Origin of the sequence: Stutzerimonas stutzeri (genome assembly GCF_024448895.1) — a bacterium.
Lineage (GTDB): Bacteria > Pseudomonadota > Gammaproteobacteria > Pseudomonadales > Pseudomonadaceae > Stutzerimonas > Stutzerimonas stutzeri_Q.
This window is the reverse complement of sequence record NZ_JAMOIC010000033.1, coordinates 1-16,088: the sequence shown is the minus strand read 5'-3', so window position 1 is coordinate 16,088 and position 16,088 is coordinate 1. Positions and strand designations below refer to the sequence as shown.

14 protein-coding genes and 1 pseudogene are annotated in these 16,088 nt (G+C 55.2%); 6 read left to right on the top strand and 9 right to left on the bottom strand.

Annotated features, from left to right (window positions below):
- Positions 1–40: 40 nt before the first annotated feature.
- The 3 genes and pseudogenes from NA619_RS23110 to mreA form a co-directional block, all read right to left on the bottom strand.
- Positions 41–476: pseudogene (locus NA619_RS23110) on the bottom strand (YqaA family protein).
- A 3-nt stretch (positions 477–479) separates the two neighbouring features.
- Positions 480–1,607, bottom strand: a complete 1,128-nt coding sequence (locus NA619_RS23105) for a nickel/cobalt efflux transporter (protein ID WP_255964132.1) — start codon at positions 1,605–1,607, stop codon at positions 480–482.
- A 9-nt stretch (positions 1,608–1,616) separates the two neighbouring features.
- Positions 1,617–1,904, bottom strand: coding sequence for a metal-sensing transcriptional repressor MreA (gene mreA, locus NA619_RS23100; RefSeq protein WP_255964131.1), 288 nt, complete (start codon positions 1,902–1,904; stop codon positions 1,617–1,619).
- A gap of 118 nt (positions 1,905–2,022) precedes the next feature.
- On the opposite strand from mreA, the gene NA619_RS23095 reads away from it, so the two are divergent.
- The 4 genes from NA619_RS23095 (at position 2,023) to NA619_RS23080 (ending at position 4,038) form a co-directional block, all read left to right on the top strand.
- Entirely contained in the window at positions 2,023–2,382 is a 360-nt protein-coding gene (locus NA619_RS23095) for a hypothetical protein (protein ID WP_255964129.1), read from the top strand.
- A 46-nt stretch (positions 2,383–2,428) separates the two neighbouring features.
- Positions 2,429–3,163, top strand: a complete 735-nt coding sequence (locus tag NA619_RS23090) for a HupE/UreJ family protein (RefSeq protein ID WP_255964127.1) — start codon at positions 2,429–2,431, stop codon at positions 3,161–3,163.
- A gap of 15 nt (positions 3,164–3,178) precedes the next feature.
- Positions 3,179–3,841 (top strand): transmembrane anchor protein, encoded by a 663-nt coding sequence (locus NA619_RS23085; protein ID WP_255964126.1) that lies wholly within the window; start codon positions 3,179–3,181, stop codon positions 3,839–3,841.
- A gap of 68 nt (positions 3,842–3,909) precedes the next feature.
- Positions 3,910–4,038: a hypothetical protein gene (locus NA619_RS23080; RefSeq protein ID WP_255964125.1), complete on the top strand. Its 129-nt coding sequence runs from the start codon at positions 3,910–3,912 to the stop codon at positions 4,036–4,038.
- A 390-nt stretch (positions 4,039–4,428) separates the two neighbouring features.
- Here NA619_RS23080 and radC read toward each other — a convergent pair whose 3' ends face one another.
- From radC to NA619_RS23050, 5 genes are all read right to left on the bottom strand, one after another.
- Positions 4,429–4,926 carry a RadC family protein gene (radC, locus tag NA619_RS23070; protein WP_255964124.1) on the bottom strand — a complete coding sequence of 166 codons (498 nt, stop codon included), beginning with the start codon at positions 4,924–4,926 and terminating at the stop codon, positions 4,429–4,431.
- Positions 4,927–4,954: 28 nt separating this feature from the next.
- A complete protein-coding gene (locus NA619_RS23065; protein WP_255964123.1) occupies positions 4,955–5,860 on the bottom strand; it encodes a hydrolase or metal-binding protein in 906 nt (301 codons plus the stop codon).
- 88 nt (positions 5,861–5,948) lie between these two features.
- Positions 5,949–6,950, bottom strand: a complete 1,002-nt coding sequence (locus NA619_RS23060; protein WP_255964121.1) for a YqaJ viral recombinase family protein — start codon at positions 6,948–6,950, stop codon at positions 5,949–5,951.
- Positions 6,951–7,032: 82 nt separating this feature from the next.
- On the bottom strand, positions 7,033–8,001 hold the full coding sequence (locus tag NA619_RS23055; protein WP_255964120.1) for a DUF932 domain-containing protein: 969 nt from the start codon (positions 7,999–8,001) through the stop codon (positions 7,033–7,035).
- Between the two features lie 96 nt (positions 8,002–8,097).
- Positions 8,098–8,427, bottom strand: a complete 330-nt coding sequence (locus NA619_RS23050; RefSeq protein WP_255964119.1) for a hypothetical protein — start codon at positions 8,425–8,427, stop codon at positions 8,098–8,100.
- Positions 8,428–9,075: 648 nt separating this feature from the next.
- On the opposite strand from NA619_RS23050, the gene NA619_RS23045 reads away from it, so the two are divergent.
- Both NA619_RS23045 and NA619_RS23040 read left to right on the top strand, forming a co-directional pair.
- The gene (locus NA619_RS23045; RefSeq protein ID WP_255964118.1) at positions 9,076–9,930 is read left to right on the top strand and encodes a hypothetical protein; all 855 of its coding nucleotides are present in this window, start codon (positions 9,076–9,078) and stop codon (positions 9,928–9,930) included.
- Positions 9,927–11,363 (top strand): hypothetical protein, encoded by a 1,437-nt coding sequence (locus NA619_RS23040; RefSeq protein WP_255964117.1) that lies wholly within the window; start codon positions 9,927–9,929, stop codon positions 11,361–11,363. The genes NA619_RS23045 and NA619_RS23040 overlap by 4 nt, the downstream gene beginning before the upstream one ends.
- A gap of 191 nt (positions 11,364–11,554) precedes the next feature.
- Here NA619_RS23040 and NA619_RS23035 read toward each other — a convergent pair whose 3' ends face one another.
- The gene (locus NA619_RS23035; RefSeq protein WP_255964116.1) at positions 11,555–15,955 is read right to left on the bottom strand and encodes a helicase-related protein; all 4,401 of its coding nucleotides are present in this window, start codon (positions 15,953–15,955) and stop codon (positions 11,555–11,557) included.
- Positions 15,956–16,088: the final 133 nt, after the last annotated feature.

The following is a 16,088-nucleotide window of genomic DNA, read 5'->3' as shown; positions in this document are numbered from 1 at the left end:
AACCACTTGGTTAAATCCAGCTGGCATCGCGCCTGCAGGTTCACCCGAGCCACCCCAGTGTCAGCGCACGCAGCAGATAGCGGATGGCCTTGGCCAGTGTCCGATGAGCAGGAAGCTCCAGAAGGGTTTTCGCATGACGCCCGCGACGACTGTGAGTGGATCACCAATTATCGACAACCAACTGAGCAGCAGCGAACAGCGCCCGAAGCGATGATAAGCCTGCTGGGCTCCTCCAGTTTGCCTTCGCTGACGGGAAACCAGCGCTTGTGCCGGTAGTGCTCGATAGAGCGGCTCAGCAGCCAGTTCAGCACCGAGCCCAGCACATTACCTGTAGTGGCCACCGCCAGCAGCGACCAGGCCGCATAGCGGTCAGTCAGCAGCAACCCGACCAGTACCGCCTCCGACTGCATGAGAAACAGCGTGGCGGCACCGAAGGAGGCGAGGAAAAGGCCGAAGTAGCCGGATAACTCCCACATCGACTAAGCGTTCAGGCCGACCCAGCCGTGGACGCCGACGTAAATCCCCACGCCAATAATAAGCACGCTGGACAGGTAAGGCGCACGACGCGCCACAACACCCAACCAGGGCCAGCGATTGGAGGCTTGGCGGGCGCCGATAGCAGCGGCTGCGCCCACGCTGACCAAGGTGATGGCCAGACCAATACTGAAGCACAACACCAGGACGGCACCCAGGGCGACTTCCTTCACTTGTAGGCAGAGCAACAGAACGGTGATCGCTGCCGGGCAGGGAATCAGCCCGCCCGTTAGGCCGAACAAGATGATCTGGCCGGTGGTAACGTTGCGGTTGCTGAAGCGCTTGCGGATGTCGTTGGCATGCGCCCGCTCATGGGCGTCCTGGTAGCCCTCCAATGACAGCTCAAGCCCCTCCAGCTCGGCGTGATCATGTTCATAGCCATGCTCGCGAAACTCCAGGTCATAGTCGTGCGAATGACCGGCATGGCCCAGGCTCAGGCGCGCAATGAATTCGTGGGGCTCGGGAATCTCGTCCACTGACTCCAGGTAGTCCCCGCGGTCGACGAAGCGAAACTGTTGGGCCAGTTCATCGGGGCGAGTAGTCAGCAAACTCACCTCAGCCGCTGGCCAGGCTTGACCACTCAAGGTCTTCAGTCGCCAGTGCGGAGGGACGCCTTCTTCGAAGATCGACAGCTCGATACGCCCATGCCCGGTATCGATACGGTGCGTTACGTCGTGGTGGTAATGATCGTGCTGATGCTCATCGCCCTCCTCGAAACGCCACATCTGCTCGCCCCGCCAGGTGCGCCAAAGCATCCATAGGGCGATGGTAATAATGATGGCGGCGGACGCGAGTTGGAAGTAAGGCTCGGTGGTTTCAGCATCCAGGTTCTGTCCTAGGTACATGCCGGCCATTGCCACTAGCCAGACCACCACGGTGTGCGAAAGTGTTGCGGCAAGACCCAGCAGAATGGCCTGCTTCACCGTGCCACGAATGGCCACGATAAACGCCGCCATCATGGTCTTCGAGTGCCCGGGCTCCAGGCCGTGCAGGGCACCTAGCAGGATGGCGCTGGGGAAATACAGCCAAGCCTGCGAGGCCCCTTGTTGCAGCAGTTCGGCGAAACTTGACATGGGAGGGGCCTAGAGGTACTTGGTTATTTGCTTGAAGTCTTCGAGTGATGCGCGCTCGCCTGTCGCAAGTGCTTCGACCGTGTGTTCCAGGCAGTGGTCGATATGATCCTGGATCAGCACACGCTTGGCCTGGCAGACGGCTTTTTCCACGGCATGCAGCTGCTGAGCGATGTCGACGCAGGCACGGCTGTCTTCGATCATGGTGACGATGCTGCGCAGATGGCCCTCCGCACGCTTCAACCTTTTGACGATATCGCTATGGCTTTGGTGCTGATGTCCGTGTTCGTGATCGCTCATGCCTTGAGTCTCGTGCATCGATGAATTACGCTCGCATGCTATCCCCCTGGGGGGGATATGGTCAAACCGACCACCCCTCCAGAAAAGCCACCCGCTTAGGCATCGAAAGAACCACAACATGCTCAGCAATCCCATCAGCACCAAGGTGATTTATGCCCTTGCTCTCGCCATATTGATGGCTTGGGCTGGGCATACCTCTGCGCTGTTTATGGGGTCGAGCCAGCAGGCTTGGGATGGTGATGACACCGGTCATGCGCATACCCATGGTGACGAGACGCTGGCCTGTGCTGCGTACGGAGATCACTGCCACTCGCCGCTGACCGCCGACCATCTGCATGAAACACCGCACCTGACCGCACTGCCGAGCATCAGCACGCTGCCAGAGCGTGCGCGGCCGATAGAAGCCCGTCGCTACTCCATTCCTCCTAGTCCGATCTTTCTGATCGAGCGGCCACCACGGCCCAGATTTGCGCTCTGACACAGGCCGCTATGCGGCCAAGACCACTGCAACTTAGGACTCAACCATGCATTCGCAATCCATGCTCGGTATGGGCGCATTTTCCGTGCGCCCAAACCGCTCGCTAATACTGCTGCTGTTATTCACCGCATTGCTGTTTCTCGGCATACCTGACGCGCTGGCTCACGCTGTGGCCGAGGGCGACAAGGGCTTTATCCAGGAAAGCTCAGGGGTGATGGTGCTGCCATTCATCTACATGGGCGCAAAGCACATGATCACGGGGTACGACCACCTTTTGTTCCTGTTCGGGGTGATCTTCTTTCTCTACCGCCTGAAAGACGTGGGGCTCTACGTCACCCTGTTTGCCGTGGGCCACACCGTGACCCTGCTGCTGGGCGTACTGGCGGAAATCAGCATCAGCTCCTATGTGATCGACGCCATTATCGGTTTCTCGGTGGTGTACAAGGCGCTGGATAACCTGGGCGCATTTCAGCGCTGGTTCGGCCATCAGCCCAATACCAAGGCGGCCACGCTGATCTTTGGTTTGCTGCATGGCTTCGGTCTGGCAACCAAGATCCAGGAATACGAGATTTCGGCAGACGGCCTGATTGCCAATCTGATCGCCTTCAACGTCGGCGTCGAAATTGGTCAGCTGCTGGCCTTGAGCGCCATCCTGATTCTCATGGGCTACTGGCGACGCACCGCCAGCTTCTGGCGTCATGCCTATACCGCCAACGTCGCCATGATGAGCGCCGGTTTCCTGTTGATGGGTTACCAGCTCACCGGCCTCATCGTGTCTTAATAAGGAATTCTCAGCATGTTCAATACCAAGCTTCCGACCCAAAGCGAATTACCGACCAGCCGCCAACTGCTGCGCTCCACTGTGATCGCAGTGGGTGTTGCTGCTGCCTTGCTGGTTACTGTGGTGATGCCTTCTGAATATGCCATCGACCCAACGGGTGTCGGCCGGGTACTCGGCCTGACCCAGATGGGAGAAATGAAGAAAACCTTGGCCGAAGAAGCTATAGCGGATGCAGCGGTTCAGCCAGCTGCGGCTCCAGTTGCTCAAGCTCCCGTGCCTGTTCAGCCGGTAGTTGAAGAACCTGTTGCAGCAGGACCTGTGGCCGAACCCGTAGCTGAGCCTGAGCCAGCCCTGAAGTCGGATGAAGTGACCGTCACGCTGAAGCCGGGCGAGGCCAGTGAAATCAAGCTGGAGATGCTGGACAAGGCCACTGTCAGCTACGAGTGGACGACCAATGGCGTACCGGTCAACCACGACACCCATGGCGAGCCCTACAACGGCCCCAAGGGCTACTACCACAGCTACAGCAAGGCGAAGCAGATCACGGGGGACAAAGGCGAGTTCACCGCCATCTTCGATGGCACCCATGGTTGGTTCTGGCGCAACCGCAGCAATAGAGACGTGACCATAACACTCAAGACCAAGGGCGAGTACCTGAGCGTCAAACGCGCTATGTAAGGTGAAAATCCCAGCGTCATCAGGCGCTGGGCCTCAACATCCATGATCGAAATTAGAAGGAATAGACGATGAAAACCACGACTACCCTGACCCGCTCCCTGCTTTTGGTTTGCCTGATTGGGCTACTGTCGGCATGTGGCGGTGGCGAGCCGGAAACCCAGTCCGAAGTCGAAAGCCACGGTCATTCTCACGACTAAGAGTTGATACGTGGTCTTGTTACGTGCAACGACTCGCTACTCGCTTTGCACGTAACATTGACCAAATTCCTGTTCTTATCGGCTACCGCTCCATTTGCAGCTGAAGTTTGAATGGCAGCTATTGGGCCGATAGCCGCCAGTCAGTTAGCTGGAACAAAAAAATAACCGCAGCGTGGGCAGCCGTTAAGCTGCCCCCGCCCGTTTAGGCCGATGTTGAAGGGCTTTTGTCTGTGCTTCGCTGGATAGTGCTGAAGATACAACAGGCCAGCAGAACCGGAAGCACTAGCAGGGGACAGCGAACCAGCAGTAACACGACCAGCAAAGCCGCTAGGCATCCGGCGAGGATTCCGATGAACGTGAACAGAGCTGCAAGGGCTTTAAGCATCGCCATCATAAATGTCCCAGCTCAGCCAATGACACACAGCCTTCACTGCCAACCACGATATGGTCGAGCGTCCGGACGCCGACTAAATCCAAAGCCGCCTTCAACTTGCCAGTCAACACGCGGTCGGCCTGGCTTGGCTCGGGGTCGCCAGACGGGTGATTGTGTACCAAGATTACAGCTGCAGCGTTGCATTGCAGCGCTAGCTTGACGACTTCACGCGGGTAGACGCTGGCACTGTCGAGGGTGCCGCGAAACAGCTCGCGAAAGGCGATCACTCGGTGTTTGCTGTCCAGCAGGAGCAGCGCAAAGACTTCATGTTCATACCCAGCGAGCAAGGTTTGCAGATGGGTGAAGACTTGCTTGGGCTCGGTGAGCTTGCGGCCACGGCTCAGTCTTTGGCTGGCCAGTTGCTGGGCCATGAGCAGGATGTCGGCCTCAGTTAGAGGTGACTCGACGAGGTAGGTCCCGGTAGTTTCGCCGGCCCTGAGTTTGTGCAGTTTCATGTTTTGCTCCATGGGTAGTCTGCCGGCGTTAGGCGTTCAGTGATTGATGCTGGTATTGGGCTTCAAGCTTGTCAGCCAAACTGGATTTGGCTGTTAGGTGTGGTGCGGGTTTTGGACCTGGCTCTACGTTGCTGTCGGCAGGAAAGAATTCCTCAACGACGGCCCCGGCGTCTTCCTCACTGTCCTCGAAGGCGCCGTTACTGAAACCGCGTCGCGCCGCATCATCCAGCGCAGCCTGGTCGAAACCAGTCGCTTGTCGCTGCGTATCAAGCTCATTCACTGCTTGAAGCGCCTCGCTCATGTCCATCCCGCTGCGCACGGTCAGGTCGGTGTAGAAGATCGGTGTGCCATGGCTTTGCCGGGTTGATTTGCCACGCAGCCGAAGCTCCAGCGGCAAACAAGCGAGGCGATTACCGGAAATGGCTTGGAAATAGTGCAGTCGAGCGGCGAGGGTGCGGATGCTGTTAAAGCCGGTGGTGCGGAACACAAAGCTGCCCAACGGATCGTCGTCACCGATGAGCACGTTCAGCCGACCGTATGGTTTGCAGGCACCACCTTTGGCTAACGAGCAGGCATCTGGCGAGGGGCAGGGGAGGGACTGCATGCCCTCCGGGGTGATGCGCTTGCAGGTTTCACCATTACCCACGCACATCGGGCGTCCGGTCTGGCGATTGAACAGCGAATAGTCTGCGCGGAAGTTCAGTTCCGGTTCGTTGAACAGCAAACGAACCGGGATGCTGCGCAGTTTGTTGTCCTTGCCTTCGCGCAGCTCATCGTTGAGCGGATGCACCAGCCAGCCGTCTCGACTCTGTACCTGTGAGGTGATGGTGAACTGGTCGTCCTTCTCCGGCAGACGCTTGCCGTTCTTCTCGATGACCTTGCCGATGGAAATGCGGCCGAGTACAGGCGGGGTTATAGCCAAGCCTTTGAGCATGGTGGTTCTCCTGAATAAAAAAAGGCCAGCCACGCAGCGCGAACTGCTTGGACTGACCAAGGGGAGGGAAGGGTGAAAGGGGTGAGAATCAGCCGACCAAGAAGCGCCGCGCCCCGGGCTTGGTCAGTGAGTACTTGGCTTGTAGATGCGGCCGTTCCTTGAGTAATCGGGACACGTCAAAGCCGACACTGTCTTTGGCCTTTCGCCAACTGATGTAGCCGTTGGTGAACTTCGCTCGACTGGCATCGCCCATGGCTTGCTGCAGCATTTGCTTGAGCTGGGCTTCGCGCGTTTGCTTATCGGCTATCGACTGGCGCAGGGCCTTAAGCTCGATGTAGGCGGCCGACAAGCCAGCATGCCCGCTTAAATCCACGGTCTCGCCCGAATCCGTTGGGAACAAGCACCGCAGGGCAGCTTCAGCAGAGGCAGTGCCATCTGCTGGTGGCGGCGTATTAGATTCGACGTACTGCCAGAACTTTCGCTCCAGCTCGATCAAGCGGGCAATCATTTGCTCGTCGCGCTCGATGCGATGGATCTCCAAATGCTGACCGCCGAGCACAACCGCCACATCCGCCGCCTGCTTGCCTGTCACGGCAAGCTGATGCATCACCTGCAGTTGCACATACTCAGGCACGCCTTCTTTCCAGAGGCGTGCGCCGTTTATGCCGGCTGTCTTGCATTCGAGGATCTGCACATCCTCGGCGCCGATCACCTCGCGATCTATATTGGCCAGCATCCAGGACAGCTCTGGATCCGGATGCTGCAGAACGGCATTGATGCGGCGGACCTTGTTCTTGGTACGTTTGCTGTAATGCCAGGCCACGATGGGCTCCAGGACATTGCCCCAGTACATCGGGCTTTCCTCATCATCAGGATCGGCCTTCGGCAACATGGCGTCGCGTCCAGTCTTCTCCAACCACAGTTCCAGCTGCGATTTGTAAGGATTCAGACCGACTGCCGCTGCGGCATCCGAACTCCCGATGCCTCGTTTTCGAATCTGCAGCCAGTCTTCGCGGAGTAGCTCCTTGGTACTGATCAGGCGCAGCGCCGGCCTTGTTTTGCGTAAGTTGCTCAATGGAGTCGCTTTCATAGCGTTCACCTAGCGGAAATAAAAACGCCCGATCAGCTATGCGGCTGACCGGGCGTTAAAGGGACGAGGGAGGGAAGAGTGGTCAGGCCACTAGCTGCAGGGCTGTGTCCAAAGCTCTTTGTTTGATCTGAGCGCCCTGGCCGAACCAGGCCGAATCCATGCGGTACTCGTTGCTGCGGGCACGACGCTCGTGGTCGACATATTCAGTCACCGCGTTGAGCAGACCCCAAGCGGTGCCGCGAGACGACTCCAGCTGGCTTCCACGGCCGCGCCCTTCATATAGCTCCTGAACCTTGCGCAATGCTCGTTCATTTGGGAGCGCTTCAGGCATGGGTTTGTTAGGGCTGACTTCGCACATGACGTTCATGAAGAAGCCCATCGCTTCATGCCATTGCACCTTGCGCTCGGCCAGATGGCGCATGCGGTACATAAATTCGTCCCATTGCGAGACGGCGACGCCCAACTGCTTCTTCACCGCCTTAGGATCGAATCGAGTGTTGTGCGGCACCTTGATACCCCGAGCGGTGCCATCCAAGGCAATGGTAAGCGTGTTGTTGCACACCACGCGCACCGTGGTAGGCGTTGCGGTCGTAGCCAGCGTGCCGTCACAGGACGTGGCCAGCAGCAGATAACCGTTCACCTGGTCGTTACCCTTAAGCGCAGCGTTCTGGCCTGTGCGTGCCAGCGCCCAGAACTTGCGGCCGCCTTTGAGCACGCCCGCAGTCTCTAGCTCATAGCCAGAAACCTCGGTGAGGTCTCGATAGAACTCCAGCACCTCGCGTGGCTGAACCGTGTGGTAACGGTTGGAAACTACCGAAAGCGGTGCCTTGGTATCAGAGCGGAAGAGCACCTTTTGTTCGGGAAATGAATGGATCGCGCCTAGGTGCCCGACCGCACCTGACTTGAAATGCACCGGGCTTTCCTGGATATCCCAGTCCATACCAGCTTCGCGCTGCCAGACCTCGATGGGTTGCTTCCGGGTTAGATGGTTGCCTAGACCATGCCAGGGGGTAGCACCTGCATAAGCCATGGTTTCGATGAGATGTGCCATGTGAGCAATTCCTTTGGGTGCAAGCCGGCATAAGCGCTGCGCCAAGCGCAGCACCGTCCGGAAGACTTGTTTTCGAATGGGTGAACTGGAGCCGGATCAGGCCGGCAGGTTGAAGCTGTTAGTGCAATCGAGGCAGAGGTTGTGGGCCAAGACGTGTCGGTCGAGCCTTTCACCTAGCTGAGCGCCTAGCGCACAGCCGCCCACACCACCGACCAAACCGCCGAGGATCGCGCCCGAGGCGGCTCCTATGGTGATTCCGATAGGCCCAGCGATAGCGCCGATAGACGCACCGGCCTGACCGCCAGCCAGTGCCGCGCTGACGCCACGGGCTGCACCACCGACGGTGCCTACTGCAGCGGCGATTTTCATGGCGTGATGAAACGAAACGACTTTGGATGACTGGCATTGAGGGCACTGCAAAGACATGGGGGAAACCTCCTGGTGGTGATGTCGTTGCAGTGATGTAGGACTGAAATTTTTTCGAATCGAATCCTCTCGACCGTTTTCGCAACGCTAGGCGAGCGCCAGGTAAGTTCGGTACGCCTTGCTTAGATCTGAAGGAAACGAACCGCAAAGCCCTCGAATAGACGGTATGACGGCGGGGTTCCATTAGAGCCATCCGCTGAGTATCGGGCCGCTGCCAACTCAGTAGCATCGAAGCGGAAACGAGATCACCGGCTCGGGGCTCTGTTTTGAACGCACCGTCGACGCAGAAAAGAAAACTGCCGATGCAATGCCCTCGTTGGATTTTCTGCTGCTACTTCGAGCACAGCGGGGCTACAGATTCCGGGCATAAGCTTCGGCATAACGCTAAGAGCGCCAGCGTGACTGTCTGTCAGATCGTCTCAAAGTTTTTATGAGCGTGCCGATAGAAAGTCGAGCACCTGGGTTTTTACTGACGTCATTTCGGTAGTCACCAGGCCTCGTCTGATTCGTGAATCAATGAACCTTCGCATAACGGCGATGAGACGGCACGCGCCGTGACAACCGCCGGCGCGAGCAGTCGGTAGTGAGAAAAGACATGGCAACAGTGAATCACGTGGCGCCCCTCTCTATAATGAAAGGACACAAACAATGCTGAACGGTGGACTCAAAAAGGATGCGCTGACAGCGCTTGATACTGCTCAGAAGACCTATGCATCAATTTGCAGTGACGCGCAGAAGGCAGCGGAAACACTTTTCAAAGCTCGAAAATCTAGCAGCGATAAAGTGATCCCTGAGGTGGAAGGTTACATCAACTCTTTGGCCAACACGCCTAAGGAGTTCGACAAAACGTTCGCTGAATACCGTGCCGAATTTACAGTGTTCTCGAACCTGCTCCATGACTTAGAACTCGAAGCCCAGGCTGCCAATTTCAAGGCCGGCGGCACTGCTGCCGCGGGCATAGCAGCCGGCGTCGGCACAGCCGCTTTCGCGCCAACCGCTGCGATGGCTATTGCGACTACATTCGGAACTGCGTCGACAGGTACTGCTATCTCCGCCCTATCCGGCGCCGCTGCGACGAACGCTGCGCTCGCTTGGTTGGGAGGTGGGGCATTGGTTGCAGGGGGAGGTGGGATGTCAGGGGGATCTGCACTTCTTGCTCTGGCTGGCCCTGTAGGCTGGGCCATAGGCGGCGCAGCATTGGTTGGTGGAGGCCTATTTGCTCGCAGCAAGAACAGCAAGATCGCAGATGAAGCGAATCACCGTCGGAAAGAGCTTGAGGTGCACATCCGCCGCCTCAATGCAGCACTTCAGGAAATAAGGAGAGTGCTCGATCTCACCCAACAACACGTTAATGGCGTGAAAGTGCTATTGGAACGCTTAGTGTCCACAGCTCCAGACGACTACTCCGACTTCTCTGCGAATCAACGTGAATGCATCGGTAGCCTAGTAAACCACGTCAAATCGCTGTCCGCTCTGCTCAACAAGAAGGTTGACGTGAAATGAGCGAGGCACCGACAGCTCACATCCTACGAGACCAGCTAAGCGGCATCGTCGTAGGGGCATTGAATAAAACACGGGAGCAGGCCTGCGCTGACTTCCTGCTGCAAAACGATGCGGCCTTGGCGCGAGCCATGGATCAGATTCGGTGGGTTAGGGAGACTATTTCGACCCCAGAGCACATCCTTGGCAGTGAGCTGACTAAGCACGGTGAGATCGCCGAGTTCTTGGATGTTGGAATAAGGAATGGACGTGCAATTTTGGAAGGCATGCAGCCGCCGGCTACGTTCGAGGGCGTAGCCCGTACCGCGATGGAGGATTACTTTCTCGATGGGCAGGCAATCCAATCAAAGTTCATTAACGGTATTAACAATGCGCTCGCACATACCCTTGAGCATTTGGATAAATACCCTGAGTTTGGTACGACAGGAGGCTATGTACTACCCAAAGACCAATTCGACGTAATTATCAAGATTATCAATGGTGAGCATGTTGAGGGACTCAAGAGTTCGACCGTCGATGCCATCAAGGACAAGATCGCCCAGATTGAAGCCCAAACAGGTCGATCGTTTCAGGAAGCCGTCCAACCCAGCGTATCGAACTATGCAGACGTACAGCAGGGAAAGGTACAAGAGACGCTTGATGGTAATGAAGAAGACTTTCAGCAGCGCAACGAGGAGCGCGCCGAAGAGATCACCAGTGAGCATGCCCCATCCCTGGCTGGAATGGCCCAGGCCGCGGCAATCGCTGGTGGTGTGAGCGCCGCTATCACGCTTGGCACCGCGCTCTATGGCAAAGCAAAGGAAGGAAAAAACGTTTTTAGAGGTGACTTCACCAGCGAAGACTGGAAGGATGTCGGGCTCGCATCGGGGAAGGGCTTTGTTGGTGGTGCCGTTGCCGGTGGAGCAATATACGCACTTACTAATTACGCAGGACTGTCTGCCCCCTTTGCCGGCGCCATAGTGAGTGCAGCTAAAGGGATGGCCTCGCTGTCGACCGATTTGGCTGCAGGTAGGATCAGCGGCGATGAGTTTGTCGATCTTGGTTTAATCGTCTGTGCGGAATCCGCTATTGTCTTGCTGGCTACGGCTGCAGGCCAAACGTTGATCCCAATCCCGATCCTGGGCGGAGTAATCGGATCGATCTCAGGCAAAATGATGGTGCAGTTCGCCGAAGGCCTTTCAGAGAAGTGCGCTGATCAAGTGCGAGCGGAAATGGCAGCCTACGTTGACTCCCTGGACGAAACCTATCGTCGCGTCATTGCTGAGATTAACGCAGAGTTCGACAAGCTCGGAGACCTGACTACAGCTGCCTTCGACCTAGACCGCAATCAGGCCTTGATGCTAAGTAGCAGCGTGGATCTGGCTCTAGCCTACGGTGTCGCGCAGTCTCAATTGCTTTGTTCGATCGCTGACATTGATGACTTTATGATGGCGTAAAGCAAAGGCAGCTCTGGGTCGGTTGCTGTAGGTCGTGACAGGCAGAAACCGGCCAATAGCTGCCCGTCGTGACCGGCTGAAGTAAACCCGTTGCTGTCGGTCAGCGTCCGGTAGACGCTCAGCATATTCTGCGAAGGCCGTTCTGAGTCATTGCCAAGTTGCGGGTCTGCTGACCCGCATGTCATGCCTATCTACTTGGTTAGGACTGTGATGTAGGTCGGCCACTCACCAGCAGCGGCCATGTTGGTGATGCTGAAGCTATCAAGCATCGCTTTGGCTTGGCCTTCATAGCTTTGATAGAAATCAAAACCCAGTTGGTCTTTATAGTGCGTGCGGGCCAGCCAGTAGCCCATACCTTGATCAAGGAATATCTTACTCTGTAGCCCAGACGCCCAATCCACAGTGATCACCCTTCCGTGTTGTAAATCGCGCGATCTTTGTTTGATCTGGAGTTCGAGGGTCGTGTTCAGGATGCTACCGAGCCAGAGCTTCATCACTGCGACGAGATCCTCAGTCTCCTTCCAGTCATGGTTGAGCGAGTTTGGAATTTGAGTATTAGCGGGCTCTAACGTTTGAATTTTTAGAGTCGCTAGCCGGTCGCTTTTGAACAATGAAAGGAAGCTGCCGAGCAGCATCACCGACCACGGAGATTTCAGATAACGATCTGAGTAGCTAATAGACACCGCTTCGTCGCTCTTGATGCGCTGCATGAGCTCAGGCACTTCATTTGAGAACAGCTTTTCCACGCGCATTTTCAAACTGCTAATAGGACCATTCAATTGGCCAGTGATTTCAACCACCTTCGCGCCTGCCTCGACAACATTCCATGCTGCAGTGTCGATTTCTTGGGTGAGGATTCTTGGTAAAACACTGGATGTTACCCACGTGCTGGTGTCATCCGCATCTAACCAGTGTTCACTTGGTAGGCAAGCTTCTTCGACAGAGCTGAATAGACTTTGAGTACGACTCGAACAGCAAATTTGGGCTACCATCGGCACACCATATTGGTTCCACTGTTCATCCATTTCATACACTTTGATCCCGAGCTTGCCCAAAACAGCCAAGCTCTGTTTGGTCTCCTGGGTTAGCGTATCCGAGGCTTGTACACCTATACGCACTTGAAGTTTATCGACCAATTGCCAGGTCAAAATTTTGTCCCGAAACGACGGTAGATTGAGATCCCAGTCCTTAACTTCTCCACGCAAGGCCAGCTGGATAACAGTGTCGCCATTGCTGTTGTCGGCCCTATTTATCGCTGAGCGAATATAGCGCTGCGGCCCTACTGAGCAATAGGCAGCTCCTGCAATACCCGCAAATATTTCTGGCAAACTAAGGTGACTTAAAAATTCATTAACCTCAAGCCATTGTTTGGCAGCTCTGCGATCCAACTCTTCTACTTCGACACGACTGTCTTTGCTCGCTAGGCAGCATGAGCAGATGTTTTCGCAGTCAGCTCGACACTCTAATTTTCTAGCAGCCTTATTCAATAGACTCACTACATCGTTAAGCCCAGCCAAGGCAAAGCCTGCGCCGCCACTGACCTGGTCAAAGATCTGAATCACCGAGCGCCCGTTGCCCGTGTGCAAATCTTTATCCAGTCGAAAGCTAAAGCCCATTTCGGTGCTACTAATACCCAACTGATCCGCAATCACCTCACGCAAAGCTACGGCCATAGTAGTTGCAATGATTTGGTCCTGGTCAGTATCCGATAACCACAGGCCTGTTTTTGGGCTTTTCAGGCACAGCTCTAACACGTCCGTTTGAATTTGATAGCCTAGAAAAACATTAGCTTTAACAGTTGCCCCCGAGCAGTCTTTTTCCTTACGGCTACCGGTAATACCACCAACAGGACGGTGGTATTTATCTGCTTGAAGCGCGATTGGAATATCACCGGAGATATTCATCGACTCAGCCCGACCGCAGGCCATGCACACCGCATAACCTTTTTCGTGTTCACCTGATGAGTGATAGAAAACCTTGCCATCATGACCAAACCGTATGTGACCGCAGCGGCTGTCGGGTAGTGCTTGTGACTCGCCAACCAGTTGTATACGAGGCCGTTCAACCCGAATGAATTTTTGTGAGTTAATATCGTTGCTGGTGGGCTCGAAGAAGTCCGTTACAAAGCCAGCGGGTCTGAGCACCATTTTCCGCTCATCGATTTTAATCTCAGCCTGACAGTGTGAGCACTTAAGCTCATTGCTATTGCTGTAAGCATTTTCTGCCACCCCCCCAGCGCCACATTCGCCGCAGCGCCAAGCCATATCGAACTTTTGGGTTTGGTTAAATTGCATGCTGACACCGGCGGAGCGGTATACACGACCGTCAATAACGACTTGGGAACCTGGAGCATATTCGCGAATGGCAATGTTGAGACCACGAGACGGCTGTTCTTTGGCATTGAAAATATTGTCTTCGCGACTGTTATCAGCCTTCTGCTGATTTTGGTTTATGAAGTCCTCGATGTTGTAGGTGTTAAGACTGACAACATCTGTGGGGAAACCATAGCCAGGGAGGAAAGCACGGGAGGCAAGGTCGCGAAGTAGATACTCATTTTCATGACGCTTCAGCTCAAGGCTTAGTGCCTTCTTGTAAGCCTGGTCAGTGGCAGTCAGTAATCTTTCATTGAGCTTGCGATATTCATTGATCCAACATGCCTGAATAACTTCAAGAATTTCTAACGCATCAGCGCATATTGAAACTAATGAGCGGCCGCTCAGCCCGGTACGCTTAACAAGCATTTGTATCGGATCAACGATCTCGGCTGGCTGACTTTGCAGCCAATCTACAAAGTTGCTGCACGGCGACTCATCGCCACCAAAGAACCACTTAACCGTCAGTTTTGTCCGATCGCCGTCAGAGCTGGTCTGCGAGCGCAGGAATATGGACAGCAATAGGGAGTTCACATGGCGCTGAACGATACGGTCGGAACTCAGCGTAATACTCGGCGCGGGTATAGCGGTAACAAAAGGCCATTTTGGCTGGCTGAACGCACGTTGATTGTGCGGGTCTGCCTTGCATAAGGTGTAGGCAAACGCGCGGGCTTCGCTGCGCCGTCCCGCACGGCCGGCCCGCTGCAAGTAATTAGCCGGGTGTGGAGGAACGTTATTCATTACAACGGCTGAAATACCACCAATATCCACACCCATTTCCATTGTAGTTGAGCAGTTCAGTACGTTAATTTTTCCGCGTTTGAACAGTTCGACATAGTTATCCAGCTTGACTGAGGATTGCTGGGCGGAGTGCTCAGCGGTGCGGTAGTAGAAGCCGCCTTCAACCGTGCGATCGGACACATCCGTCCAGAGGTTTTCATCGCGAAGTTTTTTTATCTCTAAGTCTTGATCAACCAAACTGCGAATTTGAGTCAATTTAGGCGTAGCGCTGCCATCAGTACGCAGCTTGAACAACGCAGGTAGTTTTACCGGGGTGCAGCGGTAGTCGCGCGCCATGAGGTTGATCGGTAGATACGGGGTCAGACCGCGGAAGGTAGTATCGAACAGACGCTGTGTCAGTGGGCAAACCCAAGCATCACTTGGCAAAGCGAACGTCAATGTATTGACATTAAGTGCATACCCCTCTCCGGACGACTCAAGGATGTTAGCTAGGATCAAATCTTTCCATGCCGACTCTAACCAAAGATTGATCTTGTCGCGGTCTACAGAAATGGTTCGGCTCAGCCCCGTACCTAGCGCGAGCAGCTTGACCAGTCGGCTGCCCGCACCGGGTTTTATCTGCGGCCATTTTTTGCTGGTCGTGCTCTCTACGATGTCACGGTTTGGGGGAAACAGTGTTTTTGCGGTAAAGCGGCTCCCCATCCAAGACTGCATAGCGCGATCTAGATTAATGAAAGTGTTCTCCCTCACATAAAAATCCAGAGCAACCTTGAGGAAGTCCTTCCAGTCGGCTAACGTCAGGTTAGTTTTGGCGTCAGCTGGATTACCTGTAGCAGGGCACGCCTTCGCTTCTAACCAAAAGTTAGGAGCTGTTTGAATTTTTTCTAGACCTGCGTAGCCGACTTTAACCAGTCCTAAGGTTTCAGTGCTGTTCTGATTTTTTGGTCTGCGCGCATATTCGCGTGCAAGTAGTAAACGCGCCATGGTGCCAGCTGCTTTGTTTCCCTCAAATAGCATGGGGTTTGCGTACTTGTTGTATTCGAGAATTGATCCGTCGACATCCTTCGAACTCGCCAACTCATGAACCATTTCATCCCAGCTCAATACCGCAGCTCTACTCCAACTACCAACGCCAGTTTTCACCTGAACAGCTTTGGCTCGAATATCGGCTGCAACTCCGGCCATTCCCATTTTTTCAAGCGTTTCAGCCTGCCTAATGAGTTCCTCGTAGTTACCGGTAGGAATATCTTGTGGTGCTGACTCTATCTTTGCCTGTGCATTACGCAAAATTTCGAATACCAGACCCCGCAGCCGTGAGCGTTCGGCCTCTTGCTGCATGCGTACAGCCATTCGAGCAGTACCCTGACGGCTGTCAGTGAAGGTGATTAGCTTACGGCCACGGCCAGGCAGCTCTTCAGGTGACTTGCCATCACAGTCTTCTTTGTCTGGATCTGGGCAGAACTCCAAAACGGTTGGCACAGCGTTAGCCACATAGAAAGGGGCGCCGAGATACGCCTTGCGTAGGTAGTCCCGACCATCCGAAACAGCTAACTCGCAGTGACTGCAACACGATTCTTTTTCGGCCGCGGCTATGACGTGAATGCATTTGTTC

Coding starts and splice junctions, on each gene's coding strand:
- mreA (WP_255964131.1), bottom strand. CDS start 1,904: ATGAGCGATCACGAACACGGACATCAGCACCAAAGCCATAGCGATATC.
- NA619_RS23090 (WP_255964127.1), top strand. CDS start 2,429: ATGCATTCGCAATCCATGCTCGGTATGGGCGCATTTTCCGTGCGCCCA.
- NA619_RS23095 (WP_255964129.1), top strand. CDS start 2,023: ATGCTCAGCAATCCCATCAGCACCAAGGTGATTTATGCCCTTGCTCTC.
- NA619_RS23045 (WP_255964118.1), top strand. CDS start 9,076: ATGCTGAACGGTGGACTCAAAAAGGATGCGCTGACAGCGCTTGATACT.
- NA619_RS23080 (WP_255964125.1), top strand. CDS start 3,910: ATGAAAACCACGACTACCCTGACCCGCTCCCTGCTTTTGGTTTGCCTG.
- NA619_RS23050 (WP_255964119.1), bottom strand. CDS start 8,427: ATGTCTTTGCAGTGCCCTCAATGCCAGTCATCCAAAGTCGTTTCGTTT.
- NA619_RS23085 (WP_255964126.1), top strand. CDS start 3,179: ATGTTCAATACCAAGCTTCCGACCCAAAGCGAATTACCGACCAGCCGC.
- NA619_RS23040 (WP_255964117.1), top strand. CDS start 9,927: ATGAGCGAGGCACCGACAGCTCACATCCTACGAGACCAGCTAAGCGGC.
- NA619_RS23060 (WP_255964121.1), bottom strand. CDS start 6,950: ATGAAAGCGACTCCATTGAGCAACTTACGCAAAACAAGGCCGGCGCTG.
- NA619_RS23105 (WP_255964132.1), bottom strand. CDS start 1,607: ATGTCAAGTTTCGCCGAACTGCTGCAACAAGGGGCCTCGCAGGCTTGG.
- NA619_RS23065 (WP_255964123.1), bottom strand. CDS start 5,860: ATGCTCAAAGGCTTGGCTATAACCCCGCCTGTACTCGGCCGCATTTCC.
- NA619_RS23055 (WP_255964120.1), bottom strand. CDS start 8,001: ATGGCACATCTCATCGAAACCATGGCTTATGCAGGTGCTACCCCCTGG.
- radC (WP_255964124.1), bottom strand. CDS start 4,926: ATGAAACTGCACAAACTCAGGGCCGGCGAAACTACCGGGACCTACCTC.